General features: G+C 60.1%; 20 protein-coding genes. 10 read left to right on the top strand and 10 right to left on the bottom strand.

Annotated elements, in window-relative coordinates; all coding sequences use genetic code 11:
* Positions 1–37 precede the first annotated feature (37 nt).
* From RYC18_RS06410 to RYC18_RS06380, 7 genes are all read right to left on the bottom strand, one after another.
* Positions 38–1,189, bottom strand: coding sequence for a M20 family metallopeptidase (locus RYC18_RS06410; protein ID WP_057405301.1), 1,152 nt, complete (start codon positions 1,187–1,189; stop codon positions 38–40).
* The gene (locus RYC18_RS06405) at positions 1,186–2,613 is read right to left on the bottom strand and encodes a M20 family metallopeptidase (RefSeq protein ID WP_005744235.1); all 1,428 of its coding nucleotides are present in this window, start codon (positions 2,611–2,613) and stop codon (positions 1,186–1,188) included. The genes RYC18_RS06410 and RYC18_RS06405 overlap by 4 nt, the downstream gene beginning before the upstream one ends.
* A complete protein-coding gene (locus tag RYC18_RS06400; RefSeq protein WP_004665574.1) occupies positions 2,610–3,623 on the bottom strand; it encodes an ABC transporter ATP-binding protein in 1,014 nt (337 codons plus the stop codon). The genes RYC18_RS06405 and RYC18_RS06400 overlap by 4 nt, the downstream gene beginning before the upstream one ends.
* Positions 3,620–4,621, bottom strand: coding sequence for an ABC transporter ATP-binding protein (locus RYC18_RS06395; protein ID WP_029240938.1), 1,002 nt, complete (start codon positions 4,619–4,621; stop codon positions 3,620–3,622). Before RYC18_RS06395 ends, RYC18_RS06400 begins: the two co-directional genes overlap by 4 nt.
* 16 nt (positions 4,622–4,637) lie before the next feature.
* Positions 4,638–5,546, bottom strand: a complete 909-nt coding sequence (locus RYC18_RS06390; RefSeq protein WP_057405302.1) for an ABC transporter permease — start codon at positions 5,544–5,546, stop codon at positions 4,638–4,640.
* Positions 5,547–5,554: 8 nt separating this feature from the next.
* On the bottom strand, positions 5,555–6,472 hold the full coding sequence (locus RYC18_RS06385) for an ABC transporter permease (RefSeq protein WP_003348343.1): 918 nt from the start codon (positions 6,470–6,472) through the stop codon (positions 5,555–5,557).
* A 102-nt stretch (positions 6,473–6,574) separates the two neighbouring features.
* Complete coding sequence (locus RYC18_RS06380; RefSeq protein ID WP_005779677.1) at positions 6,575–8,095, bottom strand: ABC transporter substrate-binding protein; 1,521 nt, start codon at positions 8,093–8,095, stop codon at positions 6,575–6,577.
* A 205-nt stretch (positions 8,096–8,300) separates the two neighbouring features.
* Here RYC18_RS06380 and RYC18_RS06375 point away from each other — a divergent pair, with 205 nt between their 5' ends.
* From RYC18_RS06375 to RYC18_RS06360, 4 genes are all read left to right on the top strand, one after another.
* A complete protein-coding gene (locus tag RYC18_RS06375) occupies positions 8,301–9,209 on the top strand; it encodes a LysR substrate-binding domain-containing protein (RefSeq protein ID WP_016981366.1) in 909 nt (302 codons plus the stop codon).
* A 175-nt stretch (positions 9,210–9,384) separates the two neighbouring features.
* A complete protein-coding gene (gene folE2, locus RYC18_RS06370) occupies positions 9,385–10,290 on the top strand; it encodes a GTP cyclohydrolase FolE2 (protein WP_004660572.1) in 906 nt (301 codons plus the stop codon).
* A gap of 11 nt (positions 10,291–10,301) precedes the next feature.
* Positions 10,302–10,862, top strand: coding sequence for a carbonate dehydratase (locus RYC18_RS06365; RefSeq protein WP_005779671.1), 561 nt, complete (start codon positions 10,302–10,304; stop codon positions 10,860–10,862).
* A 51-nt stretch (positions 10,863–10,913) separates the two neighbouring features.
* Positions 10,914–12,080, top strand: coding sequence for a DUF1624 domain-containing protein (locus tag RYC18_RS06360; RefSeq protein ID WP_044292846.1), 1,167 nt, complete (start codon positions 10,914–10,916; stop codon positions 12,078–12,080).
* Between the two features lie 36 nt (positions 12,081–12,116).
* Here RYC18_RS06360 and RYC18_RS06355 read toward each other — a convergent pair whose 3' ends face one another.
* Positions 12,117–12,722, bottom strand: coding sequence for a helix-turn-helix domain-containing protein (locus RYC18_RS06355; protein WP_004665568.1), 606 nt, complete (start codon positions 12,720–12,722; stop codon positions 12,117–12,119).
* 290 nt (positions 12,723–13,012) lie between these two features.
* Here RYC18_RS06355 and glnT point away from each other — a divergent pair, with 290 nt between their 5' ends.
* From glnT to RYC18_RS06330, 5 genes are all read left to right on the top strand, one after another.
* The gene (gene glnT / locus RYC18_RS06350) at positions 13,013–14,347 is read left to right on the top strand and encodes a type III glutamate--ammonia ligase (RefSeq protein WP_002553848.1); all 1,335 of its coding nucleotides are present in this window, start codon (positions 13,013–13,015) and stop codon (positions 14,345–14,347) included.
* 124 nt (positions 14,348–14,471) lie between these two features.
* Positions 14,472–15,392: a class II glutamine amidotransferase gene (locus RYC18_RS06345; RefSeq protein WP_004665566.1), complete on the top strand. Its 921-nt coding sequence runs from the start codon at positions 14,472–14,474 to the stop codon at positions 15,390–15,392.
* Positions 15,389–16,072, top strand: a complete 684-nt coding sequence (locus tag RYC18_RS06340) for a protein glxC (RefSeq protein ID WP_004665565.1) — start codon at positions 15,389–15,391, stop codon at positions 16,070–16,072. The genes RYC18_RS06345 and RYC18_RS06340 overlap by 4 nt, the downstream gene beginning before the upstream one ends.
* 15 nt (positions 16,073–16,087) lie before the next feature.
* Positions 16,088–17,428: an FMN-binding glutamate synthase family protein gene (locus RYC18_RS06335; protein ID WP_005744225.1), complete on the top strand. Its 1,341-nt coding sequence runs from the start codon at positions 16,088–16,090 to the stop codon at positions 17,426–17,428.
* 481 nt (positions 17,429–17,909) lie between these two features.
* Entirely contained in the window at positions 17,910–19,235 is a 1,326-nt protein-coding gene (locus tag RYC18_RS06330; protein WP_005779665.1) for an ammonium transporter, read from the top strand.
* Between the two features lie 169 nt (positions 19,236–19,404).
* Here RYC18_RS06330 and RYC18_RS06325 read toward each other — a convergent pair whose 3' ends face one another.
* Both RYC18_RS06325 and RYC18_RS06320 read right to left on the bottom strand, forming a co-directional pair.
* Positions 19,405–20,442 (bottom strand): LLM class flavin-dependent oxidoreductase, encoded by a 1,038-nt coding sequence (locus RYC18_RS06325; RefSeq protein ID WP_004660551.1) that lies wholly within the window; start codon positions 20,440–20,442, stop codon positions 19,405–19,407.
* Positions 20,443–20,650: 208 nt separating this feature from the next.
* A complete protein-coding gene (locus RYC18_RS06320) occupies positions 20,651–20,986 on the bottom strand; it encodes a hypothetical protein (protein ID WP_004665564.1) in 336 nt (111 codons plus the stop codon).
* 323 nt (positions 20,987–21,309) lie between these two features.
* Here RYC18_RS06320 and sfnG point away from each other — a divergent pair, with 323 nt between their 5' ends.
* Positions 21,310–22,410 carry a dimethylsulfone monooxygenase SfnG gene (gene sfnG / locus RYC18_RS06315; protein ID WP_005779663.1) on the top strand — a complete coding sequence of 367 codons (1,101 nt, stop codon included), beginning with the start codon at positions 21,310–21,312 and terminating at the stop codon, positions 22,408–22,410.
* Positions 22,411–22,639: the final 229 nt, after the last annotated feature.

Genomic DNA, 22,639 nt, shown 5'->3' with positions numbered 1-22,639 from the left:
CCTCTTTTTCCAGGTCGGGCGCACGTTGGCAGTCTCTTCAACCATCCCCCAACGCCAGTATCGTCGCCACCAGCGCCTGGCCTCTGGGCACCAGGGTATCAAGCTCCAGATACTCACGGTCGGTGTGTACCTTGCCGCCGACCGGGCCGAGGCCGCACAGCGTAGGGATACCCAGGCTGGCGGTGAAGCCCGAGTCGGCGCAGCCGCCGGTGAACTCACCTTCCACGCTGAAACCCAGTTCCTGCGCGAGACCTTGATAAATACTCAGCAGTTCAGTGCTGTGCCGGGCTTCCATGGGCAGGAAGGTCGTGGCTTCCAGCAGTCTGGCCGATGTGCCGGGCAGTTCCTCTTCGGCGACAATGGCCTGGACGGCGGCGAGAATTTCATCCCATTGGCGCAGTTCGACAAAGCGCACATCAAGCTTCGCCGTGGCGCTGGGTGCAACGGTGTTGCTGGAGGTGCCGCCCGAGATCAAGCCGACGTTTGTGGTAATGCCCGCTGCGTAGTCGGTCAACGCATGCAGCTTGATCACCTTGTGCGCCAGCGCCTGAATCGCGCTGGCACCGTCGGCGTGATTGACCCCGGAATGCGCCGCGCGGCCGCTGACTTCGATGATCAGCGTGGCACCGCCTTTGCGGGCACTGACCACGTTGCCGCTGGCGCGTCCCGGTTCCGGGTTGAGCACCGCGCGAGCCTGGCGGGCGTATTTTTCGATGTGAACACGAGCGCTGGCCGAGCCGATTTCTTCGTCGCCGGTATAGAGGATCTGTACTGGAAACGGCAGCGGGCCGATGCGCTTCAACGCTTTCAGCGCAAAGCAGTTCAGCACCAGTCCGCCTTTCATATCGGCCACGCCAGGGCCATAGGCCAGTTCGGCATCTTTGGTATAGCCGCGAGTGGACGTGGTGCCTTTGGGAAATACCGTGTCGCGATGGCCGAGCAGCAGCACCGGCTTGCCGGGGCCGCCTGGCAATTCAGCCAGCAGCACATCGCCGAAACCGTCAACCGGGATACGTTCGACGCTGATCCCGTCGGCCAGCAATTGCGCGGCGAGCAGTTCGCCGACCGCATCCACTCCGGCCTTGTCGTAACTGTTGGAGTCGGTATCGACCAGGCTCTGCAACAGCTTCTCCATTGCCTCGTACTGCCCGCTCAGCCAGTCGGTGGCCTGCCGTTGTGCCTCATTCATTCACTCAGCTCCTGTATCCGATGCTCGCGGGTCAGCCGTACGCCGTCCGTTCCCAGGTCCCAGAACAGTCCGGCCATGATTTGCAGACTTTCTTTGACCACCGGTGCCAGCAAATGCTCGTCGGGGGCATGTTGTGAGCACGCCGGGTACGAGTGTGGCACCCAGACAGTCGGCAGGCCCAGCACTTCAGCGAACACGTCATTGGGCAGCGAGCCGCCCAGATTGGGCAGCAGTGCCGGCTTCTTGCCGGTGGTGACGGCCAGCGATGCCAGTGCCCAACCGACCCACGGGCTGTCGGGTGACAGGCGCGTGGCGTGCATTACGTCCATGCGCGTCTGACGGACTTCGACCTGGGTGAAACCGTGCGCATCCAGGTGTGCACGCACGGCGGGAATGAACGCGTTGTAATCGCTGTCGACCACAAAGCGAATGTGGCATAACGCGTGCGCTTTACCGGGAATGGCGTGTACCGGGGCGTCCGGGTTGCCGGTCTTGAAGGCGAGAACGTCGAGGGTGTTCCAGCCGAAAACTTTTTCGCTGAGCGACAGCGCCGGGTCGCCCCAGCCAGCGTCGATGTCCGGGTCGCCGGGGCCGCCGCCGACCTCGATATCCGCCAACGCAGTACGCACGGCATCGGGGATGGCTGTCGGCATCAGGCCCGCGACTTTCACCCGGCCATGCGCATCGACCATGCTGGCAATTGCGTTGGCCAGAATGATGCCTGGGTTGGCCAGCAGCCCGCCCCAGTTGCCGGAATGGTGCGCGCCTTCACGCAGGTTCACCGTCAGCTCGAAGTTGAACACCCCGCGCGAGCCAAGAAACAGGGTAGGGCGCGCCGCTGCCAGGCGTGGGCCGTCGGAGGCGATGAAAATGTCTGCGGCGAGTTCTTCTGCGTGGGCCTGGCAGAACGCGCCAAGACCCGGCGAGCCGTCTTCTTCGCCCATTTCCAGCAGCAGTTTGACGTTGAAACCCAGCTTGCCGTCGCGTGCCTTGAGGGTCTGCTCCAGAGCGGTCAGGTTGATCAGGTGCTGGCCCTTGTTGTCCGCAGTGCCACGCCCGTACCAGCGTTCGCCACGTTCGATGACCTGCCACGGCGACAAGCCCGGTTGCCACTGCGCGTCATAACCGCGAACCACATCGCCATGACCATAACTGAGCAGGGTCGGCAGGGCCGGGTCTTCGATACGGGTCGCGATCATTAGGGGGCCACGCCCGGCGACCGGGTTGTCATGCACCGCCACGCTGAAACCCAGACGCTCGACATGCGGTGTAATGAATTCGTGCAGATAGCGATAAAGCTCCGGCAGGCTCTCGGCCTCCTGGCTCTGGGTCGGATAGGCGACGCTTTCGCCAAGCAGGGCGAAAAATGCGCCGTTGTCGAATTGTTCAGTGACGTTTTCGATGGCGTGCGAACGGCTACTCATGAGGGCATCAGCTCCAGGGTTTTCGAGGTGTCGCGCAGGTGGCAGCGCACGGTTCCGCCTTCCATGCGGCCAATCACCGGAGACTTCTCCTTGCACACCGCCATGCAGGCCGGGCAGCGCGGGTGAAAGGCACAGCCGGATGGCGGCGACATAGGATTGGGGAAGGTCCCGTGCAAACCCAGATCGGGAATGCCCAGATGCGGGTCAGGGGTCAGTACCGAGTCCAGCAACGCTTGCGTGTAGGGATGACCGGGTCTGGCGAACAGCGATTCGCGGCTGCGCTCTTCGACAATCCGCCCCAGGTACATCACCGCGACGCGGTCGGCGAGGTGTTCGATGACGGCCAGGTTGTGGCTGATCAGCAGGTACGTCAGGCCGAATTCCTGTTTCAGGTCCTGTAGCAGATTAAGAATTTGCGCCTGCACCGAAACGTCCAGCGCCGAGGTCGGCTCGTCACAAATCAACACATCCGGGCGCATCACCAGGGCCCGGGCAATCGCTACCCGCTGGCGCTGGCCACCGGAAAGCTGGCTCGGGTAACTGTCGATCACGCGCTTGGGCAGACCAACCACGTCCATCATTGCTTCGGCACGCTGGCGACGCTCGGTATGGGTGCCGATGTCATGCACGATCAGTGGCAAAGTGACGATTTCGCGCAGAGTCTTGCGCGGGTTGAGCGACGAGTAAGGATCCTGAAAGATCGGCTGGATGCGCCGTGCCATCTCCTTGCGGTCGGTTCCGGCGAGGTGTTTGCCATTGACCAGCACATCGCCGCTGCTGGGCGCGAGCAGGCCCAGCAGCATCTTGGCCAGGGTGCTCTTGCCGCATCCCGATTCGCCGACCAGCCCGAGGGTTTCGCCGCGCATCAGGCGCAGTGACACACCGTCGACTGCTTTCAAAGTGGCATTGGGTTTGAAAAATCCACGGCTGATGCTGAATTCGCGACGGATGTCGCACAGCTCCAGAGCAATGTCTTTTTTGACACTCGTGTTAAGGGCCTGATTGTTCATGACGTCATGCCCTCACGGTGCAATACAGTTTCTTCGCCCGTTGAAGCAAACAGGCAGCGGGTCATGTGGTCCTGGCTATTGATTGGCGGCACGTCTTCGGCGCAGGCCGGGATTGCCAGCGAGCAGCGATTGCGAAATGCACAGCCATGTTGCTCGCCCACCAGGCTGGGCACCAGCCCCGGAATCGAACCCAGCGGCTGACCCGGTTGAGTGCGTCCGGGGATCGGTATGCTCGCCAGCAAGCCGCGGGTATAGGGGTGTTGCGGGTTCTCGAACAACTCGACCGCCGGGGCGGTTTCGACGATCTGTCCGGCGTACATCACCGCAACCCGGTCGGCGATACGTGCCACCAGCCCCAGGTCGTGGGTGATGAAGATCACGGCCAGACCCAGCTCCTTCTGAATGTCGCGGATCAGGCGCAGGATCTGTGCCTGAATGGTCACGTCCAGTGCGGTGGTCGGCTCGTCGGCGATGATCACGTCCGGTTCGCACATCAGTGCCATGGCGATGATCACCCGCTGGCGCAGGCCGCCCGACAATTGATGTGGATACTGACGCAGGCGTTCGCTGGCGTTGCTGATCCCGACTTTTTCGAGCATCTGCGCGGCGCGCTGCAGTGCCTCCTTGCGGGACACGTTGCGGTGTCGGGTGAGCACTTCGCTGAGCTGATCGCCGATGCTGTAGGCCGGGTTCAGAGAGGTCATCGGCTCCTGAAAGATCATCGCCAGGCGGTTGCCGCGCAGGTCGCACATCTGCCGCTCGCTCTGGGTCAGCATGTCGATGCCGTCCAGGCTCAGCGTCGTTGCGGTACGCCGGGCCTTGCGCGGCAGCAGGTCCATGAGTGCCAGCGAAGTCAGGGATTTGCCGCAGCCGGACTCGCCGACGATACACAGCATTTCGCCGCGCTCGACCTGAAAATCCAGGCCGCGCACTGCGTGCAGCGTGTCTTGGCCGAGAGGAATCTCGACACGCAGGTTTTCAACATGCAACAGCGCCATGTGCGTATCTCCTCTGTCAGTTGCGCCCGTCGGGCAGGATCAGGTCGCGCAGGCCGTCACCGACCAGATTGATACCCAGCACCAGCACCATCAGGGCGACGCCTGGAATGGCGATGACCCAGGGGGAAAAGAACATGTACGGTTTGCCTTCGGCGATCATCAGTCCCCAGGACGGAATCGGTGGCTGTACGCCGACCCCGAGGAACGACAGCGCCGATTCCAGAAGGATCGCGTGGGCCATCTCCAGCGTGGCAACCACGATCAGTGCGCCGACCAGATTAGGCAGAATTTCGCTGGCCAGAATGCGCAGCGTCGAGCAACCCAGCGCCTGGGCCGAAGCCACGTATTCAGCGTCGCGAATCTGCTGTACGGCAGCGCGGACCACCACGGCAAAGCGGTCCCAGAGCAGGCAGCCAAGCAGCACGATCACCACTTTCAGCGAGCCACCGATCAGCGATGCGGAGGCCAGTGCGATCATCACCACTGGCATTGCCAGGCGCGTGGTGATCAGGTAGCTGATCACAGCGTCGGTCTTGCCGCCGAAGTAGCCGGCCAGCAGGCCCATGATGGTGCCGATGACGCCAGAGATGAGCGCCGCCGAGAAGCCGATGAATAGCGAGATGCGTGCGCCGTACAGCAGGCGTGACAAGTAATCGCGGCCCAGTTTGTCGGTGCCTAGCACATAGTCCCAGGTGCCGTTGGCCATCCATACCGGTGGTTTCATGCGCAGCATTACATCCTGCGTGTAAGGGTCGTAGGGGGCCAGCCAGGGGGCGAACAGTGCGCCGAACAGGATGATCAGCAACAACACCGCGCCGATGGCAAAACCGCGGTGCGCGAAGCTGTTGCGCAGGGTGCGCCAGACACTGCGCGCCGGTGGCTGGTAATCGTTGATCAGCAGCGGCGATGAGGTGGTTGTGCTCATGTGGCCTCCTATTTCACGCGAATGCGCGGGTCGAGCAATGCGTTGAGCACGTCGGCCAGCAGGGTGAGGACGATGTAGATCACCGCGATCAACAGCACGACCGCCTGCACCACCGGGAAGTCGTCACGGGCAATCGCATCCCAGGCCAGTTGGCCGATGCCTTGCAGCGAGAACACTGTTTCAATGACCACCGAGCCGCCAAGCATGAAGCCGAACTCCACGGCGGCCAGTGCCACCACCGGGATCAACGCGTTGCGCAACGCATGCTTGAACAGCACGGTGGCGGGGCGCAGGCCCTTGGCACGCGCTGTGCGGATGTAATCGGAATTGAGCACGTCGAGCATGCCGGCGCGAGTCAGGCGCATGATCGCCGGTGTGGCGTAATAACCCAGCGCGATGGCAGGCATGACGAAGTGCGCCCAGGTCGAGTTGCCCGATACCGGCAGCCATTTCAGGGTGACCGAGAACACCACGATCAGCATCAGCGCAAACCAGAAACTCGGCATCGCCTGACCCAGTACCGCGATGCTCAGCGCCAGGCGATCAATCCACGTGTCGCGCTTCACGGCGGCCAGTACGCCCAACGGAATGGCAATCAGCAGCGCAATGCTCAGGGCCATTGCGCCCAGCCCGAGGGTAATCGACAGGCGCGAGGCGATCAGGTTGTAGACCGATTCCTGAAAGAAGAACGAGTCACCCAGATCCAGGCGTACCACGTCGGCCAACCATTCGAAATACTGGGTCACCAATGGTTTGTTGAGACCGTATTGCACACGGATCTGTTCGATCTGCTCGCTGCTGGCTTCCGGCCCGCCGATGGCGGTGGCCAGGTCGCCGGACAGGTGCAGCAGGGAAAAGCTGATCACCGACACGGTGATCGCTACGCACAGGGCAATGCCCAGGCGGCGCAAGAGAAATCCGAACATGGCAAGTGACCTTGTGTTCAGGGAATGACGGGTTGGCTGACGATGCTGCAAGGCGCGTCACGTACCTCACAGCAGGTCTCGCCAAATAACTTCACTAACGATCTATTTCCAGCTCGACAGTACGAAGCGCGGCAGCTCGTCCGGATACGGCTTGAAGTTCAGGTCCGAGACGTAGGCGTAGTTCATCGAGTAGTTGAACAACGGTGCCCAGTACGCCTGTTCGCTGATGCGCTGCAAGGCCTTGCGGTAATTGTCCTTGCGCACCTGTGGGTCCAGTGCATTGTCGGCGGTCTGCAGCCAGCCCTGGACTTGCGGGTCCTTGATGTTGTCGTCCGGGTTGCCCTTGAACCAGGTGCCGGCCGAGGCCGATGTATCGAGAATCGAGAACGAACCCCAGGCCTGAAACGACATTGGCACTTTGCCACCGCGCTGCTGATCACGCAGGGCCGCGTACTTGAGGTAGCGCAGCTTGGCGTTGATGCCGACTGCACGCAGGTTGCCGATGATTGCTTCAACGTAGTCGCGGTCGCGGTAGGCGAATATTTCGGTTTCAAAGCCGTTCGGGTAACCCGCTTCGGCGAGCAGCGCCTTGGCCTTGGCCGGGTCATAGTTGTAGACCGTGGCTGCGCTGGTGTCGCAACCGAACTGACCGGGGTAGCAGGCGACCTGCAATGGTTTGCTTTCGCCACCGACCAGTTGCGAGGCCAGACCGTCACGGTTGATCGCATAGTTGATTGCCTGGCGTACTTTCAGGTGTTTCATCGGCGAGTCGGCGCTGGAGGTGCCGCGCGCATCCAGAATCAGAAAGCCGATACGCATAGTCGCGCCGCTGGTGACCACCAGGTTGGGCATGGCTTTGAGGTTTTCGGCCTGATCCGGCGCTACGCGCCAGGTCCAGTCGATGCCACCGGTCATCAGCTCGGCCAGACGTGTTTCAGCATCGGCAATCACGCGAAAATTGATGTGAGCGATCTTCGGCTGGCCCTGTGGGCTGCCCTGAAAGTAATCTGGGTTCTTGTCCATCTTCACGCCTTCACCGGTAGCAATGGCCGTCACCTTGTAAGGCCCCGTGCCAATTGGTTTACGGCTGAAGCCTGCCATCCCGACCTCTTCGAAATACTTTTTCGGGAACATCGGCACAGCGTTGGAAAGGTATTCCAGCGCAGGCGGGAAAGGCTTTTTCAGGTGCAGGCGTACGCTGTAGTCACCCAGTTTTTCGGCACTCTTGATCCAGTCGACGTTTTGTACCGTGACCACCTTGGATTCGGGCGATACCACGTAATTGAGGGTGAATACCACGTCATCTGCCGTGAACGGATCGCCGTTGTGAAACTTCACGCCCTCGCGCAGCTGGAAATCGATGGTGGTGTCGTCGACCTGCTTCCAGCTGGTGGCGAGCATGGGTTGGTACTCGCCATTGTCCGGGTTGCGATAGACCAGGTTGTCCCAGATCAGGCGACCGAGAATCACGCCCTCGCGCAGGTCGTTGTGATAGGGGCTGATGTTCTCCGGTTCGCTGTCGGAGGCGTAGACCAGTGTGTCGTCGGCCTTGCCAGCCAGGGCGGAAAAACTGCTGAACAGGCTCAATAGCGCGATGCTGCGAGCGAAACCCTTGATTCCCATGCCGTCGTCTCCAAAAGGCAAAGTGGATGTATCAAAGGGCAGTGGGGTCGCAAATGCGAGAAGAGGGGAGAAACGAGGCTGCAGTGTTCTTTTGATTGGGTTGTATTGATGTTGCGCCTCGACATGACTCTAGGCAAAGCGTATCAATGCCACAAGCACAATATTTCGAACCTTTCATTGCCGAAAAGGCAACGCAGGAGCCGCGATGCAACTCTACGGCGTACAGTCCACCGCGTTGCGCTACTTCCTTGAAGTGGCGCGTTGCGGGTCGATCAGCGAGGCGTCGATACGGCTCAATGTCGCGTCCTCGGCAGTCAGTCGACAGATCAGCAAGCTGGAGCGCGAGCTGGATGCCGTGCTGTTCGAACGCCAGGCACGCGGCATGATGCTTAGCGAGGCGGGTATCCGTCTGGCAGCCTATGCGCGCAAATCACAGCTGGAAGCCGAGCAGGTCGTACTGGAAATCACCGAGCTGCAAGGCTTGCAGCGTGGTCATGTACGACTTGCCTGCTCGGAAGGCTTTGCCCTGGATTTCCTGCCACAGTGCATTGCGCGATTCCGGCGGCTGTATCAAGGCATTCATTTCTCGATGGAGGTCTGCGCGCCGGCCCAGGCCACCGAGCGGGTGCGCTCCGGGGATGCGGACCTGTGTCTGACCTTCAGCCTGACACCGCAGAACGAGATCAAGGTCGAGCACATCCACAGCGGCGCAATCTGCGCAGTGGTCAGTCATAACCATCCGCTGGCCTCACGCACCGAAGTCTCGCTGGCCGAGCTGCAACCCTATGCCATCGCCCTGACCAATCCCGACACGACCTTGCGCCAGTTGTTCGACATCTGTTGCGGGGTGCAGGGCCTGCTGTTCGATCCGGTGCTGACCAGCAATTACATTGGCGCGCTACTGCGGTTTGTGCGTGAGGAGGGCGGTATCAGCCTGTCCAGCGAGATGACGCTGGACAAGCGCGCACACGAAAAACAGCTCAAGTCGCTGCCGATCAGCGACGAAGGAATGAAGGCGCGTCGTATCGAACTGCAAAGCATGGCCGGCCGCAACCTGCCCGCAGCGGTTGCGGCCTTTCGGGATTTTCTGATCGAGGAGCTGGCTAAGACCTGACACGCAGGTGGCGTCGGTGGTGCGCTGTAACGGGCTGGTAGCGTTTGGTTGATGAAGTCCATAAGCATGATGTTATAGTGTAACGAATTTGCGACTGCACGCTGTGCGGCCGTGAACCGCCAACATCAGGCTTCGCCCCCCTCGGCGAGGTTCGCCAAAGAGACGACTGACGCACATGAACAACCCCCTCCCAGACGTTGCCCTGACGGAAGTTTCCTCGGCCCTGGTTTCACTTGACTGGGTCGGCATGCAGGGCGTCGAAGTGCCCGTCAGGCTGGCCGAAGCGGGCGTCCGGTATCCGGTCCATGCGCATGTCGATCTGCAAGTCGATCTGGCCGATCCGAGTGTCAAAGGTATCCATATGTCGCGGCTCTACCGGCTCCTCGACAGGTATGCCGAGCACCAGATACTGAGCCCCGATACGCTGGGTGCGCTGATGGAAGCCATGGTCGAAAGTCACCTGGACTGCCATTCCAGCCGCGCCCGGCTCACCCTGAGCTTCAATCTGCTGTGCCGTCGCCCGGCGTTGATTACCGAAGGGCTCAGCGGCTGGAAATCCTACCCGGTGAAGCTTGACGCCACATGGCACGCCGGTCGTTTGTGCCTCGACGTTTCAGCCGACATCACTTATTCGTCTACCTGCCCGTGCTCGGCTGCACTGTCTCGACAACTGCTGGAAGGGGCTTTTACGGCACGCTTTGGCAGGCAGTCGTTCGTCGACCCGATGCAGGTTGCGACCTGGCTGCGCGAGAACGCCTCGTTCGCCACGCCGCACAGCCAGCGCAGCGTGGCTACCGTCCAGGTGCGGGTGGCAGAGCAGGCGACCGAACTGGGCCTGATGACGCTGATCGACGCGGTCGAGCAGGCGTTGGGCACCCCGGTACAAACCGCCGTCAAGCGTGCCGATGAGCAGGCATTCGCCCGGCTCAACGGCCAGAACCTGATGTACGTCGAAGACGCCGCGCGCAAGGTCCAGCAAGCGCTGGAGGGCCGCTATGCAGCCTCCAGCGTCAGTGTGCGTCACTTCGAAAGCCTGCATCCGCACGATGCGGCCGCCCAGACCTCCAACTACCTGTCCTGAGGCTTCATACCGTGATCCGTAAAAATCCTTCCGGCCATCTGCCTGTCATCGCCGAATCCGCCTACATCGATAAGACCGCGATCATCTGCGGCAAGGTGATCATCAAGGACAACGTGTTTGTCGGTCCCTATGCCGTGATCCGCGCCGATGAAGTCGACGCTACAGGGGACATGGAGCCGATTGTCATCGGCGCCAATTCCAATATTCAGGATGGCGTGGTGATTCACTCCAAATCGGGTGCTGCGGTGACCATCGGCGAGTTCACCTCGATTGCCCACCGCTCCATCGTGCACGGACCTTGCATGGTCGGAGACCGCGTCTTCATCGGCTTCAACAGCGTGCTGTTCAACTGCCGGGTCGGCAACGGCAGTGTGGTCAGACACAACTCGGTGGTCGACGGTCGCGATTTGCCGGAGAATTTTTACGTGCCGTCCACCACCCGGATCGGGCCTAATACTGATCTTTCGCAATTCCCGCCGGTGAGCATTTCGGCCTCGGAATTTTCCGAAGACGTGGCGCACACCAACATTGACCTGGTGCGCGGCTACAAGGCACTTCAGAACGAGTTCTGACACAGAACACAATCGACTCATTGCACTTCCGGCTACGGATCTGGATTTTTCATGACAGCAGTTGTTCAACCAACCCGCGCGCCAGCATCACGGCTGCGCTCTATCGATGCTCTGCGCGGGCTGATCATTCTCTTCATGCTGCTGGACCACGTGCGGGAAACCTTCTTCCTGCACCGCCAGGTCCTCGACCCGATGGAGGTCGCGAGCACCGAGCCCGCCCTGTTTTTCAGCCGCACACTGGCGCATTTATGTGCGCCGCTGTTTGTTCTGCTGACCGGGCTTTCGGCGTATCTGTATGGCGAGAAATATCAGGGCAAGACTGACGTGTCGGCGTTTCTGCTCAAGCGCGGGCTGTTCCTCATTGCCCTGGAGTTCACCCTGGTGAGCTTCGCCTGGACCTTCCAGTTCCCGCCGACCATCATCTACCTGCAAGTGATCTGGGCCATCGGCCTGAGCATGGTTGCGCTGTCGCTGATGGTGTATCTGCCGCGCTGGGCGCTGGTGGTCATTGGCGTGGTGATCATTGCCGGGCATAACCTGCTGGACTCACTGCACTTCGGTGTCGAGTCGGCCATGCACATTCCGTGGGCGATTCTGCATGATCGGGGCTGGATCGAGGTCTCCGATAACCTGCGTTTCCGTACCTCTTACCCGTTATTGCCGTGGATTGGCATTATCGCGCTGGGCTACGCCGCAGGCCCTTGGTTTGCCGGTAGTTACGATGCTGCGAAACGACGTGCAAACCTGTGGATGTGGGGTGGGGGAGCGCTGTCGGGCTTTGTGGTCCTGCGCATGATCAACGGCTACGGTGAAAAACCGTGGAGCGTTGGCGAGACCGGTGTGCAAACGGTCATGAGCTTCTTCAACATCACCAAATACCCACCGTCGTTGCTGTTCATCAGCCTGACGCTGGGGATCGGTCTGCTGATTCTCATCGCCTTCGAACGCAGTCAGGAAAAAAGCTGGTTGCGGCCCTTGGTGGTGCTCGGCTCGGCACCGATGTTTTTCTACCTGCTGCACCTGTACGTCCTGAAGATTCTGTACCTGATTGCCGTAGCGATCTGGGGAACCAACCAGGGCAAATACTTCGGTTTCGACCACATATGGAGTGTCTGGCTGACCTCGGTGGTACTGGCGGTGCTGCTGTTTCCGGCCGTGCGCTGGTTCGCTGAGCTGAAGGCGCGTCGTCGCGATATCAGCTGGTTGAAATACCTGTAACCACCGTAGGCACGGCGCGCCGCTGCCGGTCTGACCTCAATCGCCCTGCGCACCATAGTTCATGATCGACAGCAGCTTGATCGGCACCTGCACCAGTTGCTCGGGGCCGTGGGGAATGTCGCCGTCGAAGGTCAGGCTGTCACCGGCCTGCATCGGATACAGCTGATTGCCGTGGCGGTAGATCAGCTCGCCTTCGAGCAGGTGGAGAAACTCGGTGCCGGGGTGTGAGAAGGTCGGAAACTCCTCGCTGGCATCGTCCATCGTCACCATGTACGCCTCGAAACTCTTCTTCGGCCCACGGGTATGGTTGAGCAAGTGATAGGTGTGGCCTTTCTCGGTGCCGCGCCTTACCACCTCAAGCCCTTCATCGGCTTTCACCAGCAGTGCACTGCTGCCTTGCTGATCGTACTGGCTGAACAGTTTGGACATGGGCATGCCCAGCACGTCGCAAAGACGGCTGAGGTTGTCGAGACTGGTCGACACCTGTGCATTCTCGATCTTGCTCAGCATGCCCTGGCTGATACCGGCAATGCGCGCTACGTCGGCAAGCTTCAGCTCCTGAGCCTGGCGCTGGCGTTTGATCTGAATACCCAGGTATTGCTCAAGCTTCAATTTCGGATGCGGTTCGGTCGGCATATTCATCGGCTGCGCACAGTTTCCGTTCAATAATTTTTATTTCGCACTGGGAATGTGCATTTCGCCGCTGTCATCGCGTGCCTCAGTTGCAGATTATTCCCGGAGAGAAAACGAGTTTCCCATATAAACAGCTGAATTGTCCCTTCCACGTCTCTTCGATTTGCTGGCATACCAAACTGGCAAGCGCTTTGCATTCCTAAAGGGAAAGTAACTTTCCTGATCAGAATATATTCTCGGCAGGTAGTGAAACAACGGTCCTTCCCTGAAACGTTTTGCCATGCCAGGAGACACGTCCCATGTTGCCACCCGAAACACAGCGCCTGATCGAACAGCACGGCATCAAGTACGTGCTGGCTCAGTTCGTGGATATTCATGGTTCGGCCAAGACCAAGTCGGTTCCTGTGACGGGCCTGGAAATGGTTGCAGAGGACGGTGCCGGGTTCGCCGGTTTCGCTATCTGCGGCATGGGCATGGAACCCCACGGCCCGGACTTCATGGCCAGGGGCGACCTGTCGTCGCTGACCCCCGTGCCTTGGCAGCCGGGGTATGGGCGGGTGGTGTGCATCGGTCATGTGGATGGCAAGCCGTGGCCCTATGACAGCCGTTATGTGTTGCAGCAGCAGGTCGAACGCCTCAGCCAGCGTGGCTGGACCCTCAATACCGGGCTGGAGCCCGAGTTCAGCCTGTTCAAGCGCGATGCTGCGGGTAGCCTGCAAATGGTCGATGCCAGCGATAACCTCGACAAGCCTTGCTATGACTACAAGGGGCTGTCGCGTTCACGTGAGTTTCTCGAGCGCTTGACCGAGGCGCTACAGCCGGTGGGCTTCGACATTTATCAGATCGATCACGAAGACGCCAACGGCCAGTTCGAGATCAATTACACCTACAGCGAGGCCATGGAGTCGGCGGACCGCTTCACTTTCTTCCGCATGGCGGCCGGGGAGATCGCCAACGACATGGGCATGATCTGCTCGTTCATGCCCAAACCCGATCCGAAGCGTGCGGGCAACGGCATGCACTTCCACCTGTCGATCGCCAGTGCCAGCAGCAAGAACCTGTTTCACGACGCCAGCGACCCCAGCGGCATGGGCCTGTCGAAGATGGCCTATCACTTTGCGGCTGGCCTGCTGGCTCACGGCCCCGCGCTGTGTGCCTTCGCGGCACCCACGGTCAACTCCTACAAACGCCTGGTGGTCGGCAACTCGCTGTCGGGGGCGACCTGGGCTCCAGCGTTCATTGCCTTCGGCGCCAACAACCGTTCGGCGATGGTGCGGGTGCCCTATGGCCGACTGGAGTTTCGCCTGCCGGACGCCGGTTGCAACCCGTATCTGGTCAGCGCCGCGATCATCGCCGCAGGGCTGGACGGCATCGACCGGCAACTGGAAATCGATCACGTCTGTAACGAGAACCTTTACACATTGAGCCTGGAAGAAATCGCCGCACGGGGCATCAAGACCCTGCCGCAGTCGCTCAAGGAAGCCTGCGATGCACTCGAAGCCGACCCTTTGTTCGCCGAGGTGCTGGGCAACGAGATCGTTGGTGAGTTCATCCGCCTCAAACGCATGGAATGGGTGGAGTACAGCCGCCACGTGAGTGACTGGGAAGTGAAGCGTTATATCGAGTTTTTCTAGCTGCACGTTTCAAGCTTCAGGCTGCAATAAGAAGCTGGATTGCGGCGTATTGAATTTTTCTGTCTATGCGGTTGGCTTGCAGCTTGTAGCTAAAAGCTTGCCGCTTCCGAACAAGGTGAGGCTTATGTGCGGAATCGTTGGTTTGTATCTGAAGAACCCGGCGCTGGAATCACAACTCGGCAGGTTGTTCGAACCGATGCTCGAGGCTATGACGGACCGCGGGCCGGACAGCGCCGGGTTTGCCATTTATGGCGATGAAGTGGCGCAGGGCTGGGTCAAGCTGACCTTGCAGGCCACCACCGAACAGTATGATTTCAAGGCGCTGATCGCAGCGCTGCAAAGCAGACTGGATGCACCACTGGACTGGTTTCAGAACGCCAGCGCCGTGGTATTGAAGATTCAGGCAGAAGAAGCCCCGGTGCGTGCTGCACTGGCGCAGCTGGCGCCCACCGTGCGCATCATGAGCGCCGGACAGAGTATCGAGATCCTCAAGGGCATGGGGTTGCCGAGGGAGATTTCCGAGCGCTTCGGTCTGGCGTCCATGAAGGGCAGCCACATCATCGGCCATACGCGCATGGCCACTGAAAGTGCGGTGACCATGGAAGGCAGTCATCCGTTTTCCACGGGTTCGGACCTGTGTCTGGTGCACAACGGTTCGCTGTCCAATCACTTTCGCCTGCGCCAGAACCTGCGCCGTGAAGGCATTCACTTCGAGACCGACAACGACACCGAGGTGGCCGCCGGTTATCTGGCCTGGCGCCTGCAACAGGGCGACAGCCTCAAGCAGGCGCTCGACAAATCGCTGGAGGACCTCGATGGCTTTTTTACCTTCGCCATCGGCACGCGCAATGGTTTTGCGGTGATTCGCGATCCGATTGCCTGCAAACCGGCCATTCTCGCCGAAACCGACGATTACGTCGCCATGGCCTCGGAATACCAGGCGCTGTCCAGCCTGCCGGGTATCGAAAACGCCAGGGTCTGGGAACCTGTCCCGGCCACTATGTACATCTGGGAACGCGAGCCAGCCGAGGGAGCACGCTCATGAAAACCGTCGATCTTTCCAGCGCCACCGTGCGTGATCTCAACCAGGCTCTGCACGATCAGGTCAAGGCATTGCAAGAGCGCGAATGGCTGGTCACCCACCCTGACGGCGCGCATAACCTGGCGGTCGGCGTCAACGAGGCCATCTCCATAGATATTCAGGGCCATGCCGGCTATTACTGCGCGGGTATGAACCAGAAAGCTTCGATCACCGTGCACGGCAATGTCGGTGTTGGTTGCGCCGAGAACATGATGTCCGGCGCAGTCCGGGTCAAGGGCAGCGCCTCGCAGGCGGCAGGTGCCACGGCGCACGGCGGTTTGCTGGTGATTGAAGGCGATGCCGGAGCGCGCTGTGGCATTTCCATGAAAGGCATCGACATTGTGGTCGGCGGCAGCATCGGCCACATGAGCTGCTTCATGGGCCAGGCCGGTCGGCTGGTGGTCTGCGGCGACGCGGGCGATGCGCTGGGCGACTCGTTGTACGAAACGCGGATCTACGTCAAAGGCAAGGTCGAGTCGCTGGGCTCTGACTGCATCGCCAAGGAGATGCGCGAAGAGCATCTGCAGGAGTTGCAGGAGCTGCTCAATCGCGCGGGCTTCAACGAGAAGGCCGCGGATTTCAAACGCTATGGCTCGGCCCGGCAGCTTTACAACTTCAAAGTCGATAACGCCTCCGCGTACTGATTCAGGAGCATTACCATGAGCGACCCTATCAGCAACAAACCTGCTCCAGTCCTGCGCGAGTCGGCCACCTTTGATCGCCTGACCATTCAGGAAATCCAGCGTGCTGCGGAAACCGGCATCTACGACATTCGCGGTGGCGGCACAAAACGCAAACTGCCGCACTTCGACGACCTGCTGCTGCTTGGCGCAAGCGTCTCGCGCTACCCGCTGGAAGGCTATCGCGAGAAGTGCGGCACCGACGTGGTGCTGGGTAATCGTTTCGCCAAAAAGCCGCTGTACCTGAAAATTCCGGTGACCATTGCAGGCATGAGCTTCGGCGCATTGTCGGCCAACGCCAAGGAAGCGCTGGGCCGCGGCGCAACCATTGCCGGCACCAGTACCACCACCGGTGATGGCGGCATGACCCCGGAAGAGCGCGGTCAGTCGCAGCATCTGGTCTACCAGTACCTGCCATCGCGTTACGGCATGAATCCCGACGATCTGCGCAAGGCCGATGCCATCGAAATCGTCCTGGGGCAGGGCGCCAAACCCGGTGGCGGCGGCATGTTGCTGGGCATGAAAGTGACCGAGCGCGTGGCTGGTATGCGCACCTTGCCGGTCGGCGTCGATCAGCGTTCTGCGTGCCGACACCCGGACTGGACCGGCCCCGACGATCTGGCAATCAAGATTGCCGAGATCCGCGAGATCACCGACTGGGAAAAGCCTATCTACGTGAAGATAGGTGCCAGCCGCCCGTACTACGACGTCAAGCTGGCAGTGAAGGCTGGTGCTGACGTTATTGTGCTCGACGGCATGCAGGGCGGTACTGCGGCCACTCAGGAAGTGTTCATCGAACACGTCGGCATTCCGATTCTGCCCGCCATCCCGCAAGCCGTGCAGGCGCTGCAGGAGATGGGCATGCATCGCAAGGTGCAGTTGATCGTCTCCGGCGGCATCCGCAACGGCGCCGATGTGGCCAAGGCCATGGCTCTGGGCGCTGATGCAGTGGCAATTGGTACAGCCGCTTTGATAGCCCTGGGCGACAATCATCCGCGTCTCGACGAAGAACTGAGAAAGATTGGCTCGGCAGCGGGTTACTACGACGACTGGCAGAACGGCCGCGACCCTGCGGGCATCACCACCCAGGACCCGGAACTGTCCAAACGTCTCGACCCGGTCGAAGGCGGTCGGCGTCTGGCCAACTACCTGCGCGTGCTGGTGCTGGAGGCTCAGACCATGGCCCGCGCCTGCGGCAAGTCGCACCTGCACAACCTCGACCCGGAAGACCTGGTGGCGCTGACCGTCGAGTCTGCGGCGATGGCCCGAGTGCCCCTGGCCGGGACATCTTGGATTCCTGGCTCGGGTTCTGGTTACTAGTGCCATAACGTGCTTTTCGACCGCGATGGCACCGACTGACGCCATAACGTGCTTTTCGATCACGATGGCACAGACGACGCAGAGTGCGACGTTAGTGACGGCTGAGTCCTGGCACTGATCCGGGGGTAGCCTGGCAGGACGCCAGGCTAGCCGCACCGGACCATGGATGGTCCGTTGCGGCGACCCCCGGATCAGTGACAGGGCGAAGGAACCCGACGAAGTCGGGCCGGAAACAGGAGCGAAGGGATTTGCCTACTTTGGCCCCATCAAAGTAGGTCGCCGAGGGGCGAAAAGGTGACTCAAGTCGAGCCTGAATCTCACTGAGTCGCAGAACTGTGTGACGCGGAGCGTCACGAACGGCATTACCACGCGGAGCGTGGGAACGAGAATTAGCCCCCCCCAAGAGGCCGAAGAGCCTCGCCTGTCTCGATGACCTTTCTTGCTGCCAGACACTTTCCATTCATTTGCGGGAGCTTTGAACATGGTCAATCGTCTACACGGCAAATCCCTTACAGCTTTACTCGCGCCAGGCGCCTTCGCTCCGATTGCGCAGGCAGCTGACGCCCCCGTTCTGAACACCGGCAGCACGGCGTGGATGATCACCGCAGCTGTGCTGGTGCTGTTCATGTGCCTTCCGGGGCTGGCGCTGTTTTACGGCGGGCTGGTACGGGCCAAGAACATGTTGTCGCTGTTCACTCAGTGCTTCGGCATTGCCGGAGTGGTCGGCGTGCTGTGGGTCATCTACGGGTACAGCATGGTAGTGGATACCAGCAACATGGTCGAAGGGCAGGTGAGCTTCAACAGCTTTGTCGGCGGACTGAGCCGCGCGTTTCTGGCCGGCATGACCCCCGACAGTCTGGTCGGTGACATTCCGGAAGGCGTGTTTGTGACCTTCCAGATGACCTTCGCCATTATCACGCCTGCGCTGATTGCCGGAGCCTTTGCCGAACGCATGAAATTCTCGGCCGCGCTGCTGTTCATGGCGCTCTGGTTTACGCTGGTGTATGCGCCGGTCGCGCATATGGTCTGGGGCGGGGCAGGTGCACTGATGCATAACTGGGGCGTGCTGGATTTTGCCGGTGGCACCGCTGTGCACATCAATGCCGGTGTCGCGGCACTGGCGGCGTGTCTGGTGCTTGGCAAACGCAAGGGCTATCAGAATACCCCGATGCCTGCGCACAACCTGAGCCTGACCATGGCTGGCGCGGCGATGCTCTGGGTCGGCTGGTTTGGTTTCAATATCGGCTCTGGTGGCGGCCTGAACGGCACTTCCGGCATCGTCATGCTCAACACGCAAGTGGGGTCCTGCGCCGGGATACTCGGCTGGATGTTCACCGAGTGGTTCAAGGTCGGCAAACCCAGCGCGCTGGGTCTGGCAAGCGGGGCGCTGGCGGGGCTGGTCGGCATTACGCCTGCCTGTGCCTATGTCGGCGTCGGCGGGGCACTGGCGATTGGCGTGCTGTGCGGGGTGTTCTGCTACCTGAGCGTGACCGTGCTGAAAAAACGCCTGGGTTATGACGACAGCCTCGACGTGTTCGGCCTGCACGGCATCGGCGGCATGATCGGCGCAGTGCTGACCGGCGTGTTCTGCGTGCCCTCACTGGGCGGGCTGGTGCCGGATGTCAGCATGGGAGCTCAGGTAATTGCCCAGATCAAAGGCGCGCTGTTCACCACGGTATATTGCTTCGCAGTCAGCTGGATCATCCTCAAGGCCGTGCAGGCACTGATCGGCCTGCGTGCGCATGAATCAGTGGAAGAGATGGGGCTGGATCTGGCCGAGCATAACGAGCGGGCTTATAACCATTGAAGGTTGGCCTTAACTGAGTGGAGCGAGAGTAAAGTCCAGACACCTCTCGTTCCGCACGCTCCAGCGTGGGAATGCATTTCGCGACGCTCTGCGTCGCAAGGGACGCGGAGCGTCCTGAACTGCACGCCAACCCGGAGTATTGGCAAGCGAGCTGTCGTTCTCGTTCAGCTCAACGAAACACCGGCACCACGTGCTTGATAAACAGCTCAAGTGATTTTTTCTTCTCCGCGTGCGGCAAGCTGTTGTCGCACCAGAAACTGAACTCGTCGACTCCCAGCTCCTGGTAATGGCGGATGCGCGGGATGATCTCTTCCGGCGTGCCGATCATGGTGTTCTTGCGGATATTCTCCAGCTCGAACTCCGGACGCTCCTTGAATTTCTCTTCCGGGCTGGGTGCCAGAAAACCATTCACCGGCGTCTGCTTGTTGCCGAACCAGGCGTCGAAGGTGCGGTAGAACTTCGCGATGGCGGCAGCACCGGTTTTCCAGCCCTCAGGATTGTCCGCAGCATGCACATGCGTGTGGCGCAAAACCATCAGTTGTGGACGAGGTACGTCGGGGTTATTGGCCAGCGCTGCTTCGAACTTGTTCTTCAGGTCGACGACTTCTTCGTCGCCTTTCATCAATGGCGTGACCATCACGTTGCAGCCGTTCTGCACGGCGAAGTTATGCGAATCAGGGTCGCGAGCAGCGATCCACATGGGTGGCGTGTTGATTGGCTTGGGTACGGAGGTCGAAGTCGGGAATTTCCAGATATCGCCGTCGTGGGCATAGTCACCCTGCCACAGCGCACGGACTACCGGCACCATTTCGCGCAACGCCTTGCCGCCTTCGGAGGCCGGCATGCCGCCCGCCATGCGGTCGAACTCCACTTGATAGGCACCGCGCGCCAGGCCGACTTCCATGCGCCCGTTGCTGATCACATCCAGCAGCGCGCATTCTCCTGCCACCCGCAACGGATGCCAGAACGGCGCAATGATGGTACCCGCGCCCAGATGAATGCGCGTTGTTCTGGCGGCCAGGTACGCCAGCAGCGGCATGGGGCTCGGCGATATTGTGTATTCCATCGCATGGTGTTCGCCGATCCACACGGTGCTGAAACCGCCTTGCTCGGCCATCAGCGTCAGCTCGGTCAGGTCTTCGAAAAGCTGGCGATGACTGACACTTTCATCCCAGCGTTCCATGTGCACGAACAACGAAAACTTCATGACACTTACCTCGCTTAAATCCTGCTGCCTGCACGGGCATGGTGAGTTATTTCTGTCTGATGGTATACCGTAATACTTTACGTGCAAGCGTTTTTTGCGTCCGACGTGTTGGCTGGATGGCGAGGCAGCCGAAACGAAAAAAGCGCCTCATGAGAGGCGCTTTCGGGCGTAGTGAATTCAGCCGGGGAGGTGCTTGATCAGTGCGACATCAACTGCAGGCTTCGGACTCGATGTAGTCGGCTGTGGAATCGCGTATCACCGGACCCATGCCGCTGACGGCGCGAGCCTGTTGCATGATTTCCAGAGTAGAGCCGGTGCCCACCAGGTTCACTGTGTGATTGGCGCAGTTGTAGACGCGCTTGGAGTAGATCACGCCCAGCAGACCTTCACGTCGAGTGACGACGACGCGCGCTTGGGGACTGCCGCTTTTCTCCACCAGCGCGTGCTGCCCGGTCGGGTCATGGGGGACGTTTATGGTTTTGGCTTCGGCATGCGCCGACAGTGCGGGGATCATCAAGGCCAGTAAAAAGGCATGCAGTTTCATCGGTGCTCCTGCGGATGAACACGGTTTCATTGGATCCAAAAATACCCTAGCCATTTGATTCTGGATAGCTGGGCGATCAGCCTTCCGTCGGTTTGTTTCCGCTAAATTAAACACTGCATGAATGCGCAACCCGGCCAGACACTGTTGCCCTGGCAACAGTGTTTCGACAGCTTGCCGAAGTGCAAACAGTTGACGCTGTCCTCCAGGCATTGCAACTCGTTGATCTGTATTCATTTAACTGTCTGGCACGGTTGCTGCTCTGTGGTTCTGCAAGCCCGTTCGACTAATGCGCTCGGGAAGCCTGCAGTCAGAGGAGTGCCGATATGAGCCAATCTTCCATAAAATTTGCGTACTGGGTGCCGAACGTCAGCGGTGGTCTGGTCGTCAGCAAGATCGAACAGCGTACCAGTTGGACCATCGACTACAACCGCAAGCTGGCGCAGATCGCCGAACAATCCGGTTTCGAATATGCGCTGACGCAAATTCGCTTCACTGCCGGTTACGGTGCGGAATTCCAGCATGAGTCCGTAGCGTTCAGCCATGCTCTGTTGGCGGCCACCGAAAAGCTCAAAGTCATTGCAGCAATATTGCCAGGTCCATGGACGCCCTCTGTTGCGGCCAAGCAACTGGCAACCATTGATCAGCTCACCGCCGGGCGCGTGGCGGTCAATATTGTCAGTGGCTGGTTCAAGGGCGAGTTTCAGGCCATTGGCGAACCCTGGCTGGAGCACGACGAGCGCTATCGCCGTTCCGAAGAGTTCATTCGGGCCCTCAAGGGTATCTGGACCACCGACAATTTTACCTTCAAGGGCGACTTCTATCGCTTCCACGATTACACCCTCAAACCCAAGCCGATCCAGCGTCCTCATCCCGAGATCTTTCAGGGCGGCAGCTCACGTGCTGCGCGGGATATGGCGGCCCGGGTGTCAGACTGGTATTTCACCAACGGCAATACTATCGAAGGCATCAAGGCTCAGGTTGATGACATTCGAGCCAAGGCCGCCGCGAACGGCCATTCGGTGAAGATCGGCGTCAATGCCTTCATCATTGCCCGGGACACCGAAGAAGAGGCGCGAGCGGTGCTGGCTGAAATTGTCGACAAGGCAGATCCGGAAGCCGTCAATGCGTTTGGTGATGCCGCGAAACAGGCCGGCAAGGCCAGCCCGGAAGGCGAGGGCAATTGGGCCAAATCCACCTTTCAGGATCTGGTGCAGTACAACGATGGCTTCAAGACCAATTTGATCGGCACGCCGCGTCAGATTGCCGAGCGCATCGTCGAGCTCAAGTCCGTTGGTGTCGATCTGGTACTTTCCGCATTTCTGCATTTCCAGGAAGAAGTCGCCTATTTCGGCGAGCACGTGCTGCCTTTAGTGCGCGAGCTGGAAGCTGCGGCACTGCGCAAACCTGTCGCCGAAACAGCATGAAGCCCGGCAAATACGTGCGTCCTGCCTTGCCCCTGTAAGCGAGCTTCGCTTCCAGCCCCTTCAGAAAACAGCCCTCCAGAAAATCAGGCACCACTGTGATCCAGTGCGTGCCTGCCTGCGTATGTTGAACCCCGATCAACCAATAGACCGCTGTACGTGGCATTATGATACCACTCTCTGGCATGCTTCATTAATGCCAGGCCTTCAGGTACGGCCGAACGCTTGCCGA

It is taken from the genome of Pseudomonas syringae group sp. 247E2 (assembly GCF_032587795.1).
GTDB lineage: Bacteria > Pseudomonadota > Gammaproteobacteria > Pseudomonadales > Pseudomonadaceae > Aquipseudomonas > Aquipseudomonas amygdali.
Note: the sequence above shows the minus strand (reverse complement) of the source record. Positions and strands in the feature narration are given on the sequence as shown.

Bases quoted from the DNA above. Each gene is read 5' to 3' on its own strand.
- RYC18_RS06410 (WP_057405301.1), bottom strand. From the start codon at position 1,189: ATGAATGAGGCACAACGGCAGGCCACCGACTGGCTGAGCGGGCAGTAC.
- RYC18_RS06405 (WP_005744235.1), bottom strand. From the start codon at position 2,613: ATGAGTAGCCGTTCGCACGCCATCGAAAACGTCACTGAACAATTCGAC.
- RYC18_RS06400 (WP_004665574.1), bottom strand. From the start codon at position 3,623: ATGAACAATCAGGCCCTTAACACGAGTGTCAAAAAAGACATTGCTCTG.
- RYC18_RS06395 (WP_029240938.1), bottom strand. From the start codon at position 4,621: ATGGCGCTGTTGCATGTTGAAAACCTGCGTGTCGAGATTCCTCTCGGC.
- RYC18_RS06390 (WP_057405302.1), bottom strand. From the start codon at position 5,546: ATGAGCACAACCACCTCATCGCCGCTGCTGATCAACGATTACCAGCCA.
- RYC18_RS06385 (WP_003348343.1), bottom strand. From the start codon at position 6,472: ATGTTCGGATTTCTCTTGCGCCGCCTGGGCATTGCCCTGTGCGTAGCG.
- RYC18_RS06380 (WP_005779677.1), bottom strand. From the start codon at position 8,095: ATGGGAATCAAGGGTTTCGCTCGCAGCATCGCGCTATTGAGCCTGTTC.
- RYC18_RS06375 (WP_016981366.1), top strand. From the start codon at position 8,301: ATGCAACTCTACGGCGTACAGTCCACCGCGTTGCGCTACTTCCTTGAA.
- folE2 (WP_004660572.1), top strand. From the start codon at position 9,385: ATGAACAACCCCCTCCCAGACGTTGCCCTGACGGAAGTTTCCTCGGCC.
- RYC18_RS06360 (WP_044292846.1), top strand. From the start codon at position 10,914: ATGACAGCAGTTGTTCAACCAACCCGCGCGCCAGCATCACGGCTGCGC.
- RYC18_RS06355 (WP_004665568.1), bottom strand. From the start codon at position 12,722: ATGAATATGCCGACCGAACCGCATCCGAAATTGAAGCTTGAGCAATAC.
- glnT (WP_002553848.1), top strand. From the start codon at position 13,013: ATGTTGCCACCCGAAACACAGCGCCTGATCGAACAGCACGGCATCAAG.
- RYC18_RS06345 (WP_004665566.1), top strand. From the start codon at position 14,472: ATGTGCGGAATCGTTGGTTTGTATCTGAAGAACCCGGCGCTGGAATCA.
- RYC18_RS06340 (WP_004665565.1), top strand. From the start codon at position 15,389: ATGAAAACCGTCGATCTTTCCAGCGCCACCGTGCGTGATCTCAACCAG.
- RYC18_RS06335 (WP_005744225.1), top strand. From the start codon at position 16,088: ATGAGCGACCCTATCAGCAACAAACCTGCTCCAGTCCTGCGCGAGTCG.
- RYC18_RS06330 (WP_005779665.1), top strand. From the start codon at position 17,910: ATGGTCAATCGTCTACACGGCAAATCCCTTACAGCTTTACTCGCGCCA.
- RYC18_RS06325 (WP_004660551.1), bottom strand. From the start codon at position 20,442: ATGAAGTTTTCGTTGTTCGTGCACATGGAACGCTGGGATGAAAGTGTC.
- RYC18_RS06320 (WP_004665564.1), bottom strand. From the start codon at position 20,986: ATGAAACTGCATGCCTTTTTACTGGCCTTGATGATCCCCGCACTGTCG.
- sfnG (WP_005779663.1), top strand. From the start codon at position 21,310: ATGAGCCAATCTTCCATAAAATTTGCGTACTGGGTGCCGAACGTCAGC.